This window comes from Cryobacterium sp. TMT2-14, from assembly GCF_004402465.1.
GTDB lineage: Bacteria > Actinomycetota > Actinomycetes > Actinomycetales > Microbacteriaceae > Cryobacterium > Cryobacterium sandaracinum.
Genome location: NZ_SOFV01000008.1, coordinates 33,214 through 47,004, shown reverse-complemented (window position 1 = coordinate 47,004; position 13,791 = coordinate 33,214). Strand labels below are relative to the sequence as shown.

Annotated in this window: 12 protein-coding genes; 3 read left to right on the top strand and 9 right to left on the bottom strand. The window is 67.4% G+C overall.

The genetic code is table 11. The annotated features are described in order from the left end of the window. Positions 1-4: 4 nt before the first annotated feature. From E3O28_RS02170 to E3O28_RS02135, 8 genes are all read right to left on the bottom strand, one after another. A complete protein-coding gene (locus E3O28_RS02170) occupies positions 5-910 on the bottom strand; it encodes a shikimate dehydrogenase (protein WP_104100502.1) in 906 nt (301 codons plus the stop codon). Continuing rightward, positions 903-2,144 (bottom strand): endolytic transglycosylase MltG, encoded by a 1,242-nt coding sequence (gene mltG, locus E3O28_RS02165; protein WP_134415104.1) that lies wholly within the window; start codon positions 2,142-2,144, stop codon positions 903-905. Before mltG ends, E3O28_RS02170 begins: the two co-directional genes overlap by 8 nt. Beyond that, a complete protein-coding gene (gene ruvX / locus E3O28_RS02160) occupies positions 2,141-2,665 on the bottom strand; it encodes a Holliday junction resolvase RuvX (RefSeq protein ID WP_174721868.1) in 525 nt (174 codons plus the stop codon). Before ruvX ends, mltG begins: the two co-directional genes overlap by 4 nt. A gap of 3 nt (positions 2,666-2,668) precedes the next feature. Next, positions 2,669-5,323, bottom strand: coding sequence for an alanine--tRNA ligase (alaS, locus tag E3O28_RS02155; protein WP_104100500.1), 2,655 nt, complete (start codon positions 5,321-5,323; stop codon positions 2,669-2,671). A gap of 72 nt (positions 5,324-5,395) precedes the next feature. Next, positions 5,396-5,626, bottom strand: coding sequence for a hypothetical protein (locus E3O28_RS02150; RefSeq protein WP_104100499.1), 231 nt, complete (start codon positions 5,624-5,626; stop codon positions 5,396-5,398). Between the two features lie 131 nt (positions 5,627-5,757). Beyond that, positions 5,758-6,135: a DUF948 domain-containing protein gene (locus E3O28_RS02145; RefSeq protein WP_134415103.1), complete on the bottom strand. Its 378-nt coding sequence runs from the start codon at positions 6,133-6,135 to the stop codon at positions 5,758-5,760. Positions 6,136-6,269: 134 nt separating this feature from the next. Then, positions 6,270-6,899, bottom strand: a complete 630-nt coding sequence (rpsD, locus tag E3O28_RS02140; protein WP_104100497.1) for a 30S ribosomal protein S4 — start codon at positions 6,897-6,899, stop codon at positions 6,270-6,272. A 218-nt stretch (positions 6,900-7,117) separates the two neighbouring features. After that, positions 7,118-8,458, bottom strand: coding sequence for a replication-associated recombination protein A (locus tag E3O28_RS02135; protein ID WP_104100496.1), 1,341 nt, complete (start codon positions 8,456-8,458; stop codon positions 7,118-7,120). A 175-nt stretch (positions 8,459-8,633) separates the two neighbouring features. Here E3O28_RS02135 and E3O28_RS02130 point away from each other — a divergent pair, with 175 nt between their 5' ends. From E3O28_RS02130 to E3O28_RS02120, 3 genes are all read left to right on the top strand, one after another. Further along, positions 8,634-9,434 (top strand): peptidylprolyl isomerase, encoded by an 801-nt coding sequence (locus tag E3O28_RS02130; protein WP_134415102.1) that lies wholly within the window; start codon positions 8,634-8,636, stop codon positions 9,432-9,434. An 89-nt stretch (positions 9,435-9,523) separates the two neighbouring features. Further along, a complete protein-coding gene (locus E3O28_RS02125) occupies positions 9,524-10,756 on the top strand; it encodes a DUF349 domain-containing protein (RefSeq protein WP_134415101.1) in 1,233 nt (410 codons plus the stop codon). 105 nt (positions 10,757-10,861) lie between these two features. Next, positions 10,862-11,440: a hypothetical protein gene (locus tag E3O28_RS02120; protein WP_104100493.1), complete on the top strand. Its 579-nt coding sequence runs from the start codon at positions 10,862-10,864 to the stop codon at positions 11,438-11,440. Positions 11,441-11,478: 38 nt separating this feature from the next. Here the strand turns inward: E3O28_RS02120 and E3O28_RS02115 are convergent, their stop codons facing one another. Further along, positions 11,479-13,752, bottom strand: coding sequence for a bifunctional (p)ppGpp synthetase/guanosine-3',5'-bis(diphosphate) 3'-pyrophosphohydrolase (locus tag E3O28_RS02115; protein ID WP_104100492.1), 2,274 nt, complete (start codon positions 13,750-13,752; stop codon positions 11,479-11,481). Positions 13,753-13,791 lie beyond the last annotated feature (39 nt).

Sequence of the window (13,791 nt, the reverse complement as noted above, 5' to 3'; positions counted from 1 at the left end):
ACCACTATCCTGTCACAGCCTTCCCGGTCAGGGCGCCGCGCATGGCGTGCAGCACCACGTCCTCATTCGGGAGCGGCTCGAACGGGTTGCCGGAGACGAAGATGCGCACCTGGATCAGGGCCTGGTGCAGCAGCATCCCCTCTCCGGACACCGCGGTGCCGCCCACCGACGACCAGGACCGGGCGAGGGCGCTGGGCCAGGGGGAATAGCTGACGTCGAACAGGAGCGCCTGCCGGCGCAGCCCGGCGGGAAACTCGGCGCCCGGGTCGCTGCCCCCGGGCAGGGTGCTGATCACCAGCTCGCTGACGCGGGCAGGGTCGGGCAGGTCGGTGAGCGGGTATACCCGTACCACGACCCCGAGGCTCTGCCCCAGTTCGACCAGATCGGCCGCCTTCGCCGGGGTACGCACGAGCACGTCGACCAGCTCCGCGCCCAGCTCAGCCGCGGCGACCAGGGCGGATGCCGCGGTGGCGCCGGCGCCGAGCAGGCACACGTGCACCGCGCGGCGCACTCCGGCTTCGGCAAGGGCACGCACCAGGCCGGTGACGTCCGTGTTGAAACCCTGCAACGTTCGCCTGCCGTCGGCTTCACCGAACAGCACCGTGTTGACGGAGCCGGTCTGAGCGGCGACCCGGTCGATGCCGTCGAGCTGCGCCTGGACCTCGTGCTTGAGGGGCATCGTGAGGGAGAGGCCGCGCCAGTCTGCGCCCCGGGACGCGAGGAAGTCCGGCAGTCCGCCCGCCGGCACCCGCACGGCGTCGTAGCGCCAGTCCAGGCCGAGCGCCTGGTACGCGGCCCGGTGCAGTGCCGGGGAGAGGGAATGCTCGACGGGCGAGCCCAGCACCGCGAGACGACGCACGCGGGCAGAGTCACGGGCGGGGGCCGGCACGGATGCTTCGGGCTCAACCATATTCGGGGTGCTCGTCCATCCAGGCCAGCCATTTGTTCACGGCGGCGTCGTGCTCCGCGATCGTGGTGGAGAAGATCGTCTCCCCCGTGTCGAGGTTCCAGGACACGAAGTACAGCCAGGTGCCGTCGGCGGGGTTCACGGCGGCGTCGATCGCGATGTCGCCGGGGTTCGAGATCGGCCCCACGGGAAGCCCGGGGTGCACATAGGTGTTGTAGGCGTTGGCGGCGTCGGCGCGTTCGGCATCCGTTGTCTTCACCCGGTCGGTCGCCCCGGTCCCGTAGGCCACGGTAGCGTCGGACTGCAGGAGCCCGCTCTGCCACTTTGCCGGGTCGAGCCGGTTCAGGAACACGCGCGAAACCTTGTAGAAATCCTCCGTGAGCCCCGCTTCGCGTTGGATCAGGGCCGCGACAACGATGGTCTTCCAGCGGTTCTCGGGCGCGACCCCGGCAGCGTCGAGAGCCTCGAACTGTCGGTCGACGAGCGTGCGGATGGCCTCGGGCGCCGTGGTCTCCGGGGGGAACGTGTAGGTGGCCGGGAACAGGAACCCCTCGAGGGTGGTTGCCTCGCCCGGCAGGCCGTAGGGCTCGACGTCGGCGGCCGCGGCCTCGAGATCGACCAAGGGAATGCTGGTGCCCTCGCTGATCAGCTGGAGCACCGAGGCAGTCGTGGTTCCCTCGGGTATCACCACGGTCTGTTCGAGCTTGTTGTCCGGGTCGAGCAGGGCGTCGAGGGCGGCACGGCCGCTCATCTTGCCGGCCAAACGATAGGCGCCGGGCTGGAAGACGGGTGCCGGGCTCTCCGCGCGGAGCACCTCGTAGAACGCGTCGTAGCTCTTCACCACGTCCTGGGCGAGGAGGGAGTTCGCGACGTCCTGACCGGTTTCACCGTCGTGGATCATCACGATGACCTCGTCGCCTCCGGCGCCGTCGTAGTCCGCCGGGCCCTGCACCATGCCGATCACGGTACCGATCGGCTCCTGGAGCAGGAGGGCGGCGGCACCGGCGAGTCCGGCCAGGATCAGGAAGACGATCAGGCAGCCCCAGGCGCCCCGGCGGCCCCTCTTCTGCGGCACCGGAGCGGAGTCCAGCAGGGCGCGACGACTGGACCGGGTGCCTTCGCCCCGTGACTCACGGATGGCCCGACGCGAACTGAGGGGGTCCGCCGGGTCGATGGGGCTTGTCGGGTCGCCCGGCTCGGCCGGGGCTCCGGTGCTGTCGGCGGGAGGCGGTGTCATCGTTGAGGCTGCCCTTCATTCGGTGCGGCAGCTGGCGGGGACCCGGCTGGAAACTGGTCGCGCACGAGATCGACGGCGGTGCCGGCGGGTGTGCCCAGGGTGCGTTCGGTGTCGAGGGCATGCTGGAGGATGATGACCGCGGCGACTTGGTCGATCACGGGTTTTTGGGTTTTGGCCTTCCGCCCCGCGGAGCGCAGGACCGACTGCGCCGCGACGGTGGAAAGGCGCTCATCGACCAGGCGAACCGGAACGGTCAGGGACCGGGCCAGCAGCTCGGCGAACCCCACCGCATCGTTGGTCGACGCCGTGCGGTTGCCGGAGAGCGCGAGCGGCAGCCCGACCACCACCTCAACGGCGTCGAGCTCGGCCACCACGGCCACGATCCGGGCCACGTCCAGGCTGCCGGAGTGGTCGCGGCCCACGGTCTCGACCGGGATTGCCAGCAGGCCGTGCGCGTCGCTGCGGGCCAGGCCGATCCGGGCTTTCCCGACGTCGACTCCCACCCGCACACCGTGACGCATGGTTCAGCCTGCTACGGCGGATCGAACGGCCGCGAGGGCGTTCGGGATGGCTGCTGCGTCGGTGCCGCCGCCCTGGGCGAGGTCGTCCTTGCCGCCGCCGCCGCCGCCGAGGATGCCGGCGACCTGCTTCGCCAGGGCTCCCGCACGCTGGCCGGCCTCCCGGGCCGCGGGGTTGGTGGCCACGATGACGACGGGCTTGTCGGCGACCACGGCCGCGAGGGCTACGACCGCCGGCGTGCTGCCGAGCTGCGTGCGGGTGGCTGTGACCAGCATCCGCAGGTCGTCAGCGGAGCCCAGCGTGCCGACCTGCTCGGCCACGACATTGACGGAACCGGCCAGCTTTGCCGAGGCGACGAGGGCCGGCACCCTGTCGGAGAGGGCCCGCGCCTCGAACGCGGCGATCTTCTTCTCGGCGGCCTTGAGGCTCTGCACGAGCTCGTTGATGCGCTCTGGCAACTGCTCCCGCGGCGTCTTCAGGTGTGAGGTCAGCTGGGAGACGAGGGCGCGCTCGGCGGCCAGGTCGCGGAAGGCCTCGAGGCCGACCAACGACTCCACCCGGCGGTTCGTGGAACCGACAGAACCCTCGCTGACAAGGTTGATCATGCCGATCTCGGCGCTGGAGGCGACGTGGGTTCCCGCGCAGAGTTCGCGAGACCAGGGGCCGCCGATATCGACGACGCGCACTCGGTCGCCGTACTTCTCGCTGAACAGGGCCATCGCGCCGAGCGCCTTCGCCTCGGCCAGGGGCAGCTCCCGGGTGAGCACGGGCAGGTTGTCCCGGATGGCGTTGTTGGAGATCTCTTCGATCTCGCTTCGGGTCGCCGGGGACAGTGCCTGGTTCCAGGAGAAGTCGAGGCGGAAGAAGCCGGCCTTGTTGTACGAGCCGGACTGGTGGGCGTTCGGGCCGAGCACCTGGCGGAGGGCGGCATGCAGCACGTGTGTGCCGGAGTGCGCCTGTCGGGCACCGCGGCGCCAGTCGGGGTCGACGACGCTGGTGGCGGAGTCCCCGACGCCGACTTCGCCGGTCCGCACCTGAACCTTGTGACTGATCAGGCCCTTGACGGGCTTCTGCACGTCGAGCACCTCGAGCTCGTAGCCGGTGCCCACGATCAAACCGGCATCGGCCTCCTGGCCGCCGGACTCCGCGTACAGGGCCGTCTCGGCGAGGATCACCTCGGCGATGTCACCGGAGACGGCGCGGTCGACGGAGAGACCGTTGACGATGATCCCAAGCACGCTGGATTCGGTCTGCAGAGCGTCGTAGCCCGTGAAGACGGTCTCCCCCGCCGCGCGGAATGCGCTGTAGACCGACAGGTCGGCGAGGTGCGTCTTCTTGGCCTTGGCGTCGGCCTTGGCCATCGCGCGCTGCTTGGCCATCAGCGTGTCGAAGGCCTCGCGGTTGACGCTGAGCCCGGCCTCCTCGGCCATCTCGAGGGTGATCTCGATCGGGAAGCCGTAGGTGTCATGCAGGAGGAACGCGGTGTCGCCCGGCAGAACGACCTTGTCGGCCTTCTTGGTCTTCGCGACGGCGAGGTCGAGCACGGCGCTGCCACTGGCGAGGGTGCGCAGGAAGGTCTCCTCTTCGGCATACGCAGCCTGGCTGATGCGGGCGTAGTCCGCCTTGATCTCGGGGTACGCGCCGGCCATGGCGTCGCGCGAGGCCGGAAACAATTCGGGAAAGGTCGCGGCGTCGACGCCGAGGAGGCGCATGGCGCGCACGCTGCGGCGCATCAGGCGGCGCAGGATGTACCCGCGGCCCTCGTTGGACGGCATCACTCCGTCGCTCATCAGCATCAGGGACGACCGCACATGGTCGGCGACGATGCGCATCCGCACGTCGTCGTCGTGAACGGCCCCGTAGCGGCGACCGGACAGTTCCGCGGCCCGGTCGAGGACCGGGCGCACCTGGTCGATCTCGTACATGTTCTGAACGCCCTGTTTGAGGAAGGCGACACGTTCGAGCCCCATGCCGGTGTCGATGTTCTTCTTCGGCAGGTCGCCGAGGATGACAAAGTCGTTCTTGCTGGTGCCCTCGCCGCGGAGGTACTGCATGAAGACGAGGTTCCAGATTTCGACGTACCGGTCGTCGTCGGTGGCCGGGCCGCCGTCGATGCCGTAGGCCGGGCCGCGGTCGAAGAAGATCTCGGAGCAGGGTCCGGCGGGCCCGGGCTGACCGGTCGACCAGTAGTTGGAGTCCATGCCGAGACGCTGGATGCGGTGCTCGGGCAGGCCGAGGGCGCGCCAGTACCGAAAGGCCTCGTCGTCGTCCTCGTAGACGGTGACCCAGAGGTCCTTCTCGGCGAAGCCGTAACCGCCGTCGGCATCCGAGCTGGTGAGCAGTTCCCAGGCGTAACCGATCGCCTGTTCCTTGAAGTAGTCGCCGAACGAGAAGTTGCCGTTCATCTGGAAGAAGGTGCCGTGACGCGGGGTCTTGCCGACCTCTTCGATGTCGTTGGTGCGGATGCATTTCTGAACACTCGTCGCTCGCGGGTAGGGGGGCGGCACGAGACCGGTCAAATACGGTACGAACGGAACCATCCCGGCCACCGTGAACAGGAGTGTGGGGTCGTCGCTGACAAGCGAAGCGGAGGGGACGACGGTGTGACCGCGATCGGCGAAGAAGTCGAGCCAGCGCCCGCGAATTTCAGCAGTCTGCATTAGTTCCGTAGTTCGTTGTAGTGGAAAAGATATGGATGATACCTACCTGGCGAGCGCGTACTTGGCGAGTACTTACTTGGCGAGTTTTTCGATCGTGATTTCGGTCTCCGACTCGATGTCGCCGATGGCATCCCGCAGCTCGGCCTCACGCTTGCGGTAGCCGTCCGAGATGGCCTCACCGAACTCGCGCGCTTTGGTGTCCAGATCGGCGAAGAATTGCTTCCCCTGACGCGTCTTGCCGGCTTCGCGGGCGATGAGCAGCCCCGTGGTGACACCGACGACAAACCAGATGAAATTCTTCATAGCAATGCTCCCTGAATATGTGTGGAGACCCTGAAAAGTGGTGAAAAGGTCGGTTCACGGCGGTTGAACGTCTGGAACGACCGTCTGACCGGCGAATCCCTGACGGGCCGGCTCCGTTCCAGAGTACCCGACTACCTGTGGCGGCGGCGGCGGGTGCCGCCCGGGCGGGCAGCCCTCAGCGCCGCGCGAACCCCCGCGGAGAAGCCGGCCAGTTTGACCAGCGGGCCGCCGACGGTCGCCGCGACGAGGGCGACCAGGGCGGAGACGTTGCCCGTGACATCCGCCACGTTCGAGGTGATGGTGTCCACCCGGGCCAACTGCGCGTTGGTCTCCCGAATGGTCTTGGTGGATTCCTCGAGCAGTGGGGTGACGGTGTGGGTCAGGTCGCGGATGGCCACCGTCGTCTCGTCGAAGACGCGGCCGAGCTTGACCAGGGGCAGGGCCAGGAACCCGACCAACATCAGGAAGGCAGCGGCGAACACGAGCCCGACAATATCTCCACCAGACATTGACCAACCATCCATTCCAGATTCGACATTCACGAGCTTGGTGCGCGTACGCAAAGAGCGGACCACCCCAGGGTGATCCGCTCTCCAGCGTAGTTCAGTTGCAGCGCCTGACGGCGGTGCGGGTGAAAAGGAGCCTAGCGGGCCGCGTAGTACTCGACGACGAGCTGGACTTCACAGGTCACGGGGATTTCGATGCGCTTCGGGCGGCGCACGAGGCGGGCCTGCAGCTTGTCGATCTCGACCTCGAGGTAGGCGGGGAGCTTGGGCAGAACGTCGACGTGACCGCCGGCGGCTGCGACCTGGAACGGCTCCATGGCCTCGCTCTTGGGCTTGACGTGGATGAGCTGTCCCGGCTTCACGCGGAAGGAGGGACGGTCGACCAGCTGGCCGTCGATCAGGATGTGACGGTGCACGATCATCTGACGGGCCTGGGCGGTGGTGCGGGCGATCGCGGAGCGAACGAGAAGAGCGTCGAGACGGGTCTCGAGGATCTCGACGAGGTTCTCACCGGTCAGTCCCTGGGCGCGGCGAGCTTCCTCGAACGCGATCTTGAGCTGGGCTTCGCGGATGCCGTACTGGGCGCGTAAGCGTTGCTTTTCGCGGAGGCGGACAGCGTAGTCGGAGTCGGTCTTGCGCTTGGTGCGACCGTGCTCGCCCGGGGCGTACGGACGCTTCTCCAGATAGCGCGCGGCCTTCGGGGTCAGGGCGATGCCCAGGGCCCGCGAGAGGCGGGTCTTACTGCGGGTACGTGACTTGGTAGACACGGTGTCCTTTCGATGGAACTGCAAACAAGGGGAAACCAGGGCGGCGGCCGCGCGATGAGACAGCACGGGCTCAACGTCATGGGAGTTCAGAGGGGTGGTGCCACGGGACGCCCGGCTACAGGGCGAAACCATCAAATCCGGAATCGGACGCAGCCGCATACCGATTCCATTTGTAGGCAGCGTTCAGGTTAGCACATCGGGTTGTTCGGCCGTTCCGTTCAGCGGGCACGGATGATCTTGCGCAACTTGGCGAGGCGGGCCGAGACCTCGCGCTCGTGGCCATGCTCGGTGGGCTCGTAATAGCGCACCTCGGCGAGCTCGTCCGGCGGGTACTGCTGGGCCAGCACGCCGAGGGCGTCGTCGTGGGGATACTTGTAGCCCTTGCCGTGGCCGAGGCGTTTGGCGCCTGGGTAGTGCGCATCCCGCAACGGTTTGGGCACCCGGCCGGTCTTGCCATTCCGCACGTCGGCGATCGCCGCATCCAGGGCCATGTAGGCCGCGTTGGACTTGGGTGCGGTGGCCAGGTGCACGACGGCCTGGGCGAGCGGGATGCGGCCCTCGGGCATGCCGATGTATTGCACGGCGTCGGCGGCGGCGATGGCGATCACCAGCGCCTGCGGGTCGGCCATGCCGATGTCTTCGGAGGCCAGCACGATGATGCGGCGGCAGATGAACCGGGGATCTTCGCCGGCCTCGATCATGCGCGCGAGATAGTGGAGGGACGCGTCGACATCCGAGCCGCGTACCGATTTGATGAAGGCGCTGATGACGTCGTAGTGCTCGTCGCCGTTGCGATCGTAGCGCAGAAGCGCACGGTCGACAGCGAGGGCGACCACCTCGGTGGTGATGACCGGCTTCGCGTCGGACTCGGCGTCGACGGAGGACGCCGCCGCCACCGACCCAGCTTCCAGGGCGGTCAGCGCCCGTCGGGCGTCACCGGACGCGAGCCGGATGATCGCGGCCCTGGCTTCGGGGTCGAGCACGAACCGGTCGGCCAGGCCGCGCGGGTCGACCACGGCCCGGTCGACAACGACAGCGAGGTCGTCGTCGCTGAGCGTTTCGAGGGTGAGCAGTAGGGAGCGGGACAGCAGCGGCGAGATGACGGAGAAGGACGGGTTCTCGGTGGTGGCGGCCACGAGGATGATGACCCCGTTCTCCACCCCGGGCAGGAGAGCGTCCTGCTGCGCCTTGCTGAACCGGTGGATCTCGTCCAGGAAGAGCACGGTGGAGAGTCCGTAGAGGTCCCGGCTGGTGCGCGCCTCTTCCATTACCTGGCGCACGTCCCGCACTCCGGCCGACACGGCGGACAGCTCGACGAACCGGCGGCCCGAGCTGCGCGCGATGGCCTGGGCCAGGGTGGTCTTGCCGGTGCCGGGCGGGCCCCACAGGATGACGGAGATCGCGCCCTGCTCCCCTGTCTTGTCACTGGCCAGGCTGACCAGCGGGGAGCCCGGTGTGAGCAGATGCTTCTGACCGGCGACCTCCTCGAGGCTCGTCGGGCGCATCCGTACGGCGAGGGGTGTGGCCCCGCTGCGCAGTCCCGGTTGTGAATCCACCATGGGTCCAGCGTAGTTTGTGCCGGTGACCGGGCCGATCCTGAACCGGTGCTGCCCGGAGCGGATGTTTGTTTGCCCTCTCCGGGTTGCGTAGAGTTCAACATGGTTCGGGCGCCAGACGCTGGAGCCGTCCCCGTTCGATCGGGCCTTCCGATGGAGGCCGCCTGGAGGCTACGACGTGGTACCGAACAAGAAGCAAGAACGTGAAGCCCGCGAGGCGCGCGTGCGTGTACGCGCCTTTCAGGCCCGGCGTTCGGTGAATGCGCACCAAGTGAAGCGGCGCCGGCGGGACAACCTCATCGCCGGCGTCAGCGTGGCCGTGGTCGTGGCGCTGGCCGTTGGCGCCCAGGTGCTGTTCTTCACCGGAGGCCCCGGCAGCCCGGCACCCTCCGTGGCCGACACCGCTTCCCCCTCCGCGTCGGCCGCACCGTTCGACAGCGCGAACAGCGGCGAGGTGCCGCCCAGCACCCTGGCGGAAGACCGCACCTGGACCGGCACGCTGGCCCTCAACGGCATTCCGCTCGAGATCGAGCTCGATGGAGCCCTCGCCCCTCAGGCGGTGTCCTCGACCATCAACCTGATCACCACCGGCTTCTACCAGGACGTGACCTGCCACCGGCTCACCGACGGCGGTTTCTTCGTGCTGCAGTGCGGGGACCCGACCGGAACGGGATCGGGTGGCCCCGGCTACAGTTATGGACCGATTGAAAACGCCCCGGCCGACGATGTGTACCCAGCCGGCACACTGGCCATGGCCCGCCAGGGCGGCAACGCCTACAGTATGGGCAGCCAGTTCTTCATCGTCTACGACGACACGACCATCCCCGCCGACGCGGTCGGCGGCTACACGGTGCTCGGCCGGGTGACCGATGGACTGGACGAAATCAAAGCGCAGATCACGGCTGCCGGCGTCGCCGACGGCTCTTCGGACGGCACCCCTCAGGTGCCGACCAGCATCACTCAGGTATCAGTTCAGTAGAACAGACGAACAGCGCGCGGGCTTGCAATAGGCTTGACCGGGTATTGGCTCACTTGTGAGCACACAACGACATCGATAAGGTGAGGCTCTTGACTACGACAGATCAGCAACCATGGGGTCGCGTAGACGAAACCGGCACGGTTTACGTGCGCGAAGCGACAGGCGAGCGCGCCGTGGGACAGTATCCCGACGCGACGCCGGAAGAGGCGCTTGCCTACTTCGAACGGAAATACGTTGAGCTCAACGGCCAAGTCACGCTTCTCGAACAGCGCGCCAAGGGTGGCGCACCTGCCGCAGATATCGCGAAGTCCGTCAAACATCTGACCGAGGCCGTGGCGAACGCCAACGCGGTCGGCAACCTGGCAGCCCTGGCCACCCGCCTGGGTGCCCTCGGCGGCGCGGTGACCGAGCTCACCGAGCAGCAGGGCGCCGAAGCGAAGGCTGCAGCGACCGCCGCCGTCGCCGAGCGTGCCGCGATCGTCGCCGAGGCCGAGGCTCTCGCCGCCGAAGACCCGGCTAAGACGCAGTGGAAGCAGACCAGCGCTGCTCTGGAAGCCCTGTTCGCGAAATGGCAGGCCCACCAGCACGATGCTCCGCGCATTCCCAAGGGCGAGGCCAATGACCTCTGGAAGCGGTTCCGCGCGGCCCGCACCACGATCGAGCAGAACCGCAAGGCATTCTTCGCCGAGTTGGACAGCGCCCACAAGGACGTTCGCAACCGCAAGCAGCACCTGATCGAACAGGCCGAGGCCCTCGCCCCCAAGGGCGCCGATGGCATCCCGGGCTATCGCAATCTGCTCGACGAGTGGAAGCTCGCGGGTCGCAGCGGCAAGAAGCAGGACGACGCCATGTGGGCCAAGTTCAAGGCAGCCGGCGACGTGCTTTACTCGGTCAAGTCCGAAATCGACGCGCACGACGACGAGGAGTTCGCGGGAAACCTGACTCTTAAGGTCGAGCTGCTCACCGAAGCCGAACTTCTGCTGGCCGAGACGGACCGCGCCAAGGCGCGCAGCTCGCTGAGCTCCATCCAGCGCCGGTGGGACGCCATCGGCAAGGTTCCGCGCGACTCGGTCAAGTCCATCGAGGACCGCATGCGCAAGGTTGAGGCAGCCGTGCGCAAGCTCGACGACGACCACTGGAAGCGCAACAACCCGGAGACCAAGGCTCGCGCCGAGGGTCTGGCCGGCCAGCTGAACGATGCCATCGTCAAGCTCGAGGCCGAACTGGCCGCGGCGCAGGCCGGCGGGGATGCCGCGGCGATCACGGAAGCCACCGAGGCTCTCGAGACCCGCAAGGCGTGGCTGAAGGCCATCGGCCAATAGCCCGGCCGTCCACAGCACGACCAGCGGGGATCTGTCCACAGATCCCCGCTTTTTGTGGGCGGGAGAACACACCCGGCGCACGCTGAGTCGATGAACCCACAATCGATGAACTCACGCCTTCCCGTGGTGCTCTCTGCCCAGGACCTGCCGCTTGCGGAGCTGTGCGGCGCCCGTCTCGACGGGGAACTCTTCACCCTGGGCGACTTTTGGTGCCCGGTCGACGAGGTCGATGACCGGGTGCGACGCGCCCGAGCCGTCGGGTTGCTGCTTGCGTCCCCAAGGGCCATCGCCGAGCGGATGACCGCTGCCTGGATCTACGGTCTGGCGCCGGAACCTCGCCGCCACCACTTCTGCGTGCAGAGTTCCGCCCGAATGAAACTGGTCCCGTCACCCCGAATGCAGATCCGCGAGGTGAGCTGCCCGTCCGACCAGCTTCAGGCGATCTCCGGCCTCCGGGTCACGCTGCCCCTGCGCACCGCCGTCGACCTCGTCCGCTGGCACGACGAGCCCACCGACGGTGACCGGGTTGCCCTGATCGCCGCCCTGCTGCGCCTGGCCGGCTGCACCAGCACCGACCCGGCGAGTCGCCTATGCGCGGCACCCAACCTGCCGTTCAAGGCTCCGGCCCTCACCCGACTGCGGGAGGTGCAACGGTACCTCGACGAGCATCCGCGCCCCACCTGATGTCTCTAACGGGAGGCCAATGCGAGCTGAATGGCCGCTCAGCCCTCGTTGACGCGATAGACGTCATAAACGGCGTCGATACGGCGCACCGCATTGAGCACGCGATCGAGGTGCGTGGTGTCGCCCATCTCGAAGACGAACCGGCTGATCGCGAGTCGGTCGGAGGAGGTGTGCACCGTCGCCGACAGGATGTTGACGTGATGCTCCGACAGCACCCGGGTGACGTCGGAAAGCAGCCCGGAGCGGTCGAGAGCCTCGATCTGGATCTGCACCAGGAACAGGCTCTTGGAAGTGGGCGCCCAATCGACGTCGATCATGCGCTCGGGTTCCTTGAGCAGGGACTGCACGTTGCGACAGGATGCCTGGTGCACCGATACCCCAGCGCCGCGCGTGATAAACCCCACGACTTTGTCGCCCGGCACGGGAGTGCAGCACCGGGCAAGCTTCACCAGGATGTCGGGGGCGCCGCGCACGAGGATGCCCGAGTCGCTGTTGCGGAGCGTCTGGGTGCGGCCGTGGGGCGCGAACGGCAGGTCCGTGGCGTCGCTCTCCTCGACGCTCTGCAGGGTGGCAACCACCTTCTCCAGCACCGACTGCGTCGACACATGCCCCTCGCCGACGGCGGCGTACAGCGCAGAGACGTCTTCATACTTCATCACCGCGGCAACCTCGGCGAAGGAGTCCTGGTTCATCAGTTTCTGCAGCGGCAGGTTCTGCTTGCGCATAGCGCGTGCGATGGCGTCGCGGCCCTGCTCGATCGCCTCGTCGCGGCGCTCCTTGGTGAACCACTGGCGGATCTTGTTGCGAGCCCTGGGGCTCTTGACGAAGTTCAGCCAGTCCTTGCTCGGCCCGGAGTCGGGATTCTTCGACGTGAACACCTCGACGACGTCACCGGTGACGAGAGGGCTCTCCAGCGGGACGAGGCGCCCGTTGACCTTGGCGCCCATGGTGCGATGGCCGACCTCGGTGTGCACGGCGTAGGCGAAGTCGACCGGGGTGGCGTCGGCCGGCAGACCGATCACCCGGCCCTTGGGGGTGAAGACGTAGACCTCTTTGGCGCCGATCTCGTAGCGCAGCGAGTCGAGGAACTCTCCCGGGTCGGCCGTTTCGGCCTGCCAGTCGGAGATGTGGGCGAGCCAAGCCATGTCGGTGTCGCTCTGCGGGCCCGGACCGGAACTCTTGCCGGTGGTCTGCTCCTTGTACTTCCAGTGCGAGGCCACGCCGAATTCGGCGCGCTGGTGCATTTCCTGGGTGCGGATCTGGATCTCCACGGCGCGCCCGCTCGGGCCGAGAACCGTGGTGTGCAGCGACTGGTACAGGTTGAATTTGGGGGTGGCGATGTAGTCCTTGAACCGGCCGGGAAGCGGCGTCCACCGGGCGTGGATTGCGCCGAGAACCGCGTAGCAGTCCCGCACCGAGTTGACGAGAACTCGAATGCCGACCAGGTCGTAGATGTCGTCGAACTCGCGCCCGCGCACGACCATCTTCTGGTAGATCGAATAGTACTGCTTGGGCCGGCCGGCGACCTTGCCCCGGATGCGGGCGGCCTTCAGGTCGTCGACGATCGAGTCGATGACGTGCTGCACGAACTCTTCGCGCTGCGGAGTGCGCTGCTTGACAAGACTGTCGATCTCGGCGTAGAGCTTGGGGTACAGCACCGCGAACGAGAGGTCTTCGAGCTCCCACTTGATGGCCTGGATGCCCAGGCGATGCGCGAGCGGCGCGTAAATCTCCAGCGTCTCGGTCGCCTTCCGAACCGCGGACTCGGCAGGCACGAATCCCCACGTGCGCGCGTTGTGCAGCCGGTCGGCGAGCTTGATGATCAGCACACGAATGTCCTTAGACATCGCCACGATCATCTTGCGCACGGTCTCGGCCTGGGTGCTGTCGCCGTACTTGACCTTGTCCAGCTTGGTGACGCCGTCGACCAGCATGGTGATCTCGTCGCCGAAATCGTGCCGCAACTGGTCGAGAGTGTACTCGGTGTCCTCCACGGTGTCGTGCAGCAGTGCCGCCGAGACGGTCTTGGGGCCGATGCCCAGATCCGCCAGGATCTGCGCGACCGCGACCGGATGTGTGACGTACGGCTCTCCGCTGCGGCGAAACTGGCCCTCATGCGCCTGCTCCGCGGTGACGTAGGCCCGCTCGATGATCGAGAGGTCCACCTTGGGATGGTGCATCCGCACGGTCTTCAGCAGCGTGTCGACCGCGCCGACCGGCTGGGCCCGGGAAAAGATCCGAGGCACGAGGCGCCGCAAGGATGCCGGCGGGAGCGGAGCCGGGTAGGCAGGAGGAGTCGTCAGTTCGGTCATCTGGCCACCTCCATCCGCTTGATCAATTATTACTGCTCC

What these genes read in the sequence shown, in the direction of transcription:
- mltG (WP_134415104.1), bottom strand. Translation starts at nt 2,144, where the DNA reads ATGACACCGCCTCCCGCCGACAGCACCGGAGCCCCGGCCGAGCCGGGC.
- E3O28_RS02120 (WP_104100493.1), top strand. Translation starts at nt 10,862, where the DNA reads ATGAACTCACGCCTTCCCGTGGTGCTCTCTGCCCAGGACCTGCCGCTT.
- E3O28_RS02150 (WP_104100499.1), bottom strand. Translation starts at nt 5,626, where the DNA reads ATGAAGAATTTCATCTGGTTTGTCGTCGGTGTCACCACGGGGCTGCTC.
- alaS (WP_104100500.1), bottom strand. Translation starts at nt 5,323, where the DNA reads ATGCAGACTGCTGAAATTCGCGGGCGCTGGCTCGACTTCTTCGCCGAT.
- ruvX (WP_174721868.1), bottom strand. Translation starts at nt 2,665, where the DNA reads ATGCGTCACGGTGTGCGGGTGGGAGTCGACGTCGGGAAAGCCCGGATC.
- E3O28_RS02145 (WP_134415103.1), bottom strand. Translation starts at nt 6,135, where the DNA reads ATGTCTGGTGGAGATATTGTCGGGCTCGTGTTCGCCGCTGCCTTCCTG.
- E3O28_RS02170 (WP_104100502.1), bottom strand. Translation starts at nt 910, where the DNA reads ATGGTTGAGCCCGAAGCATCCGTGCCGGCCCCCGCCCGTGACTCTGCC.
- E3O28_RS02135 (WP_104100496.1), bottom strand. Translation starts at nt 8,458, where the DNA reads ATGGTGGATTCACAACCGGGACTGCGCAGCGGGGCCACACCCCTCGCC.
- E3O28_RS02115 (WP_104100492.1), bottom strand. Translation starts at nt 13,752, where the DNA reads ATGACCGAACTGACGACTCCTCCTGCCTACCCGGCTCCGCTCCCGCCG.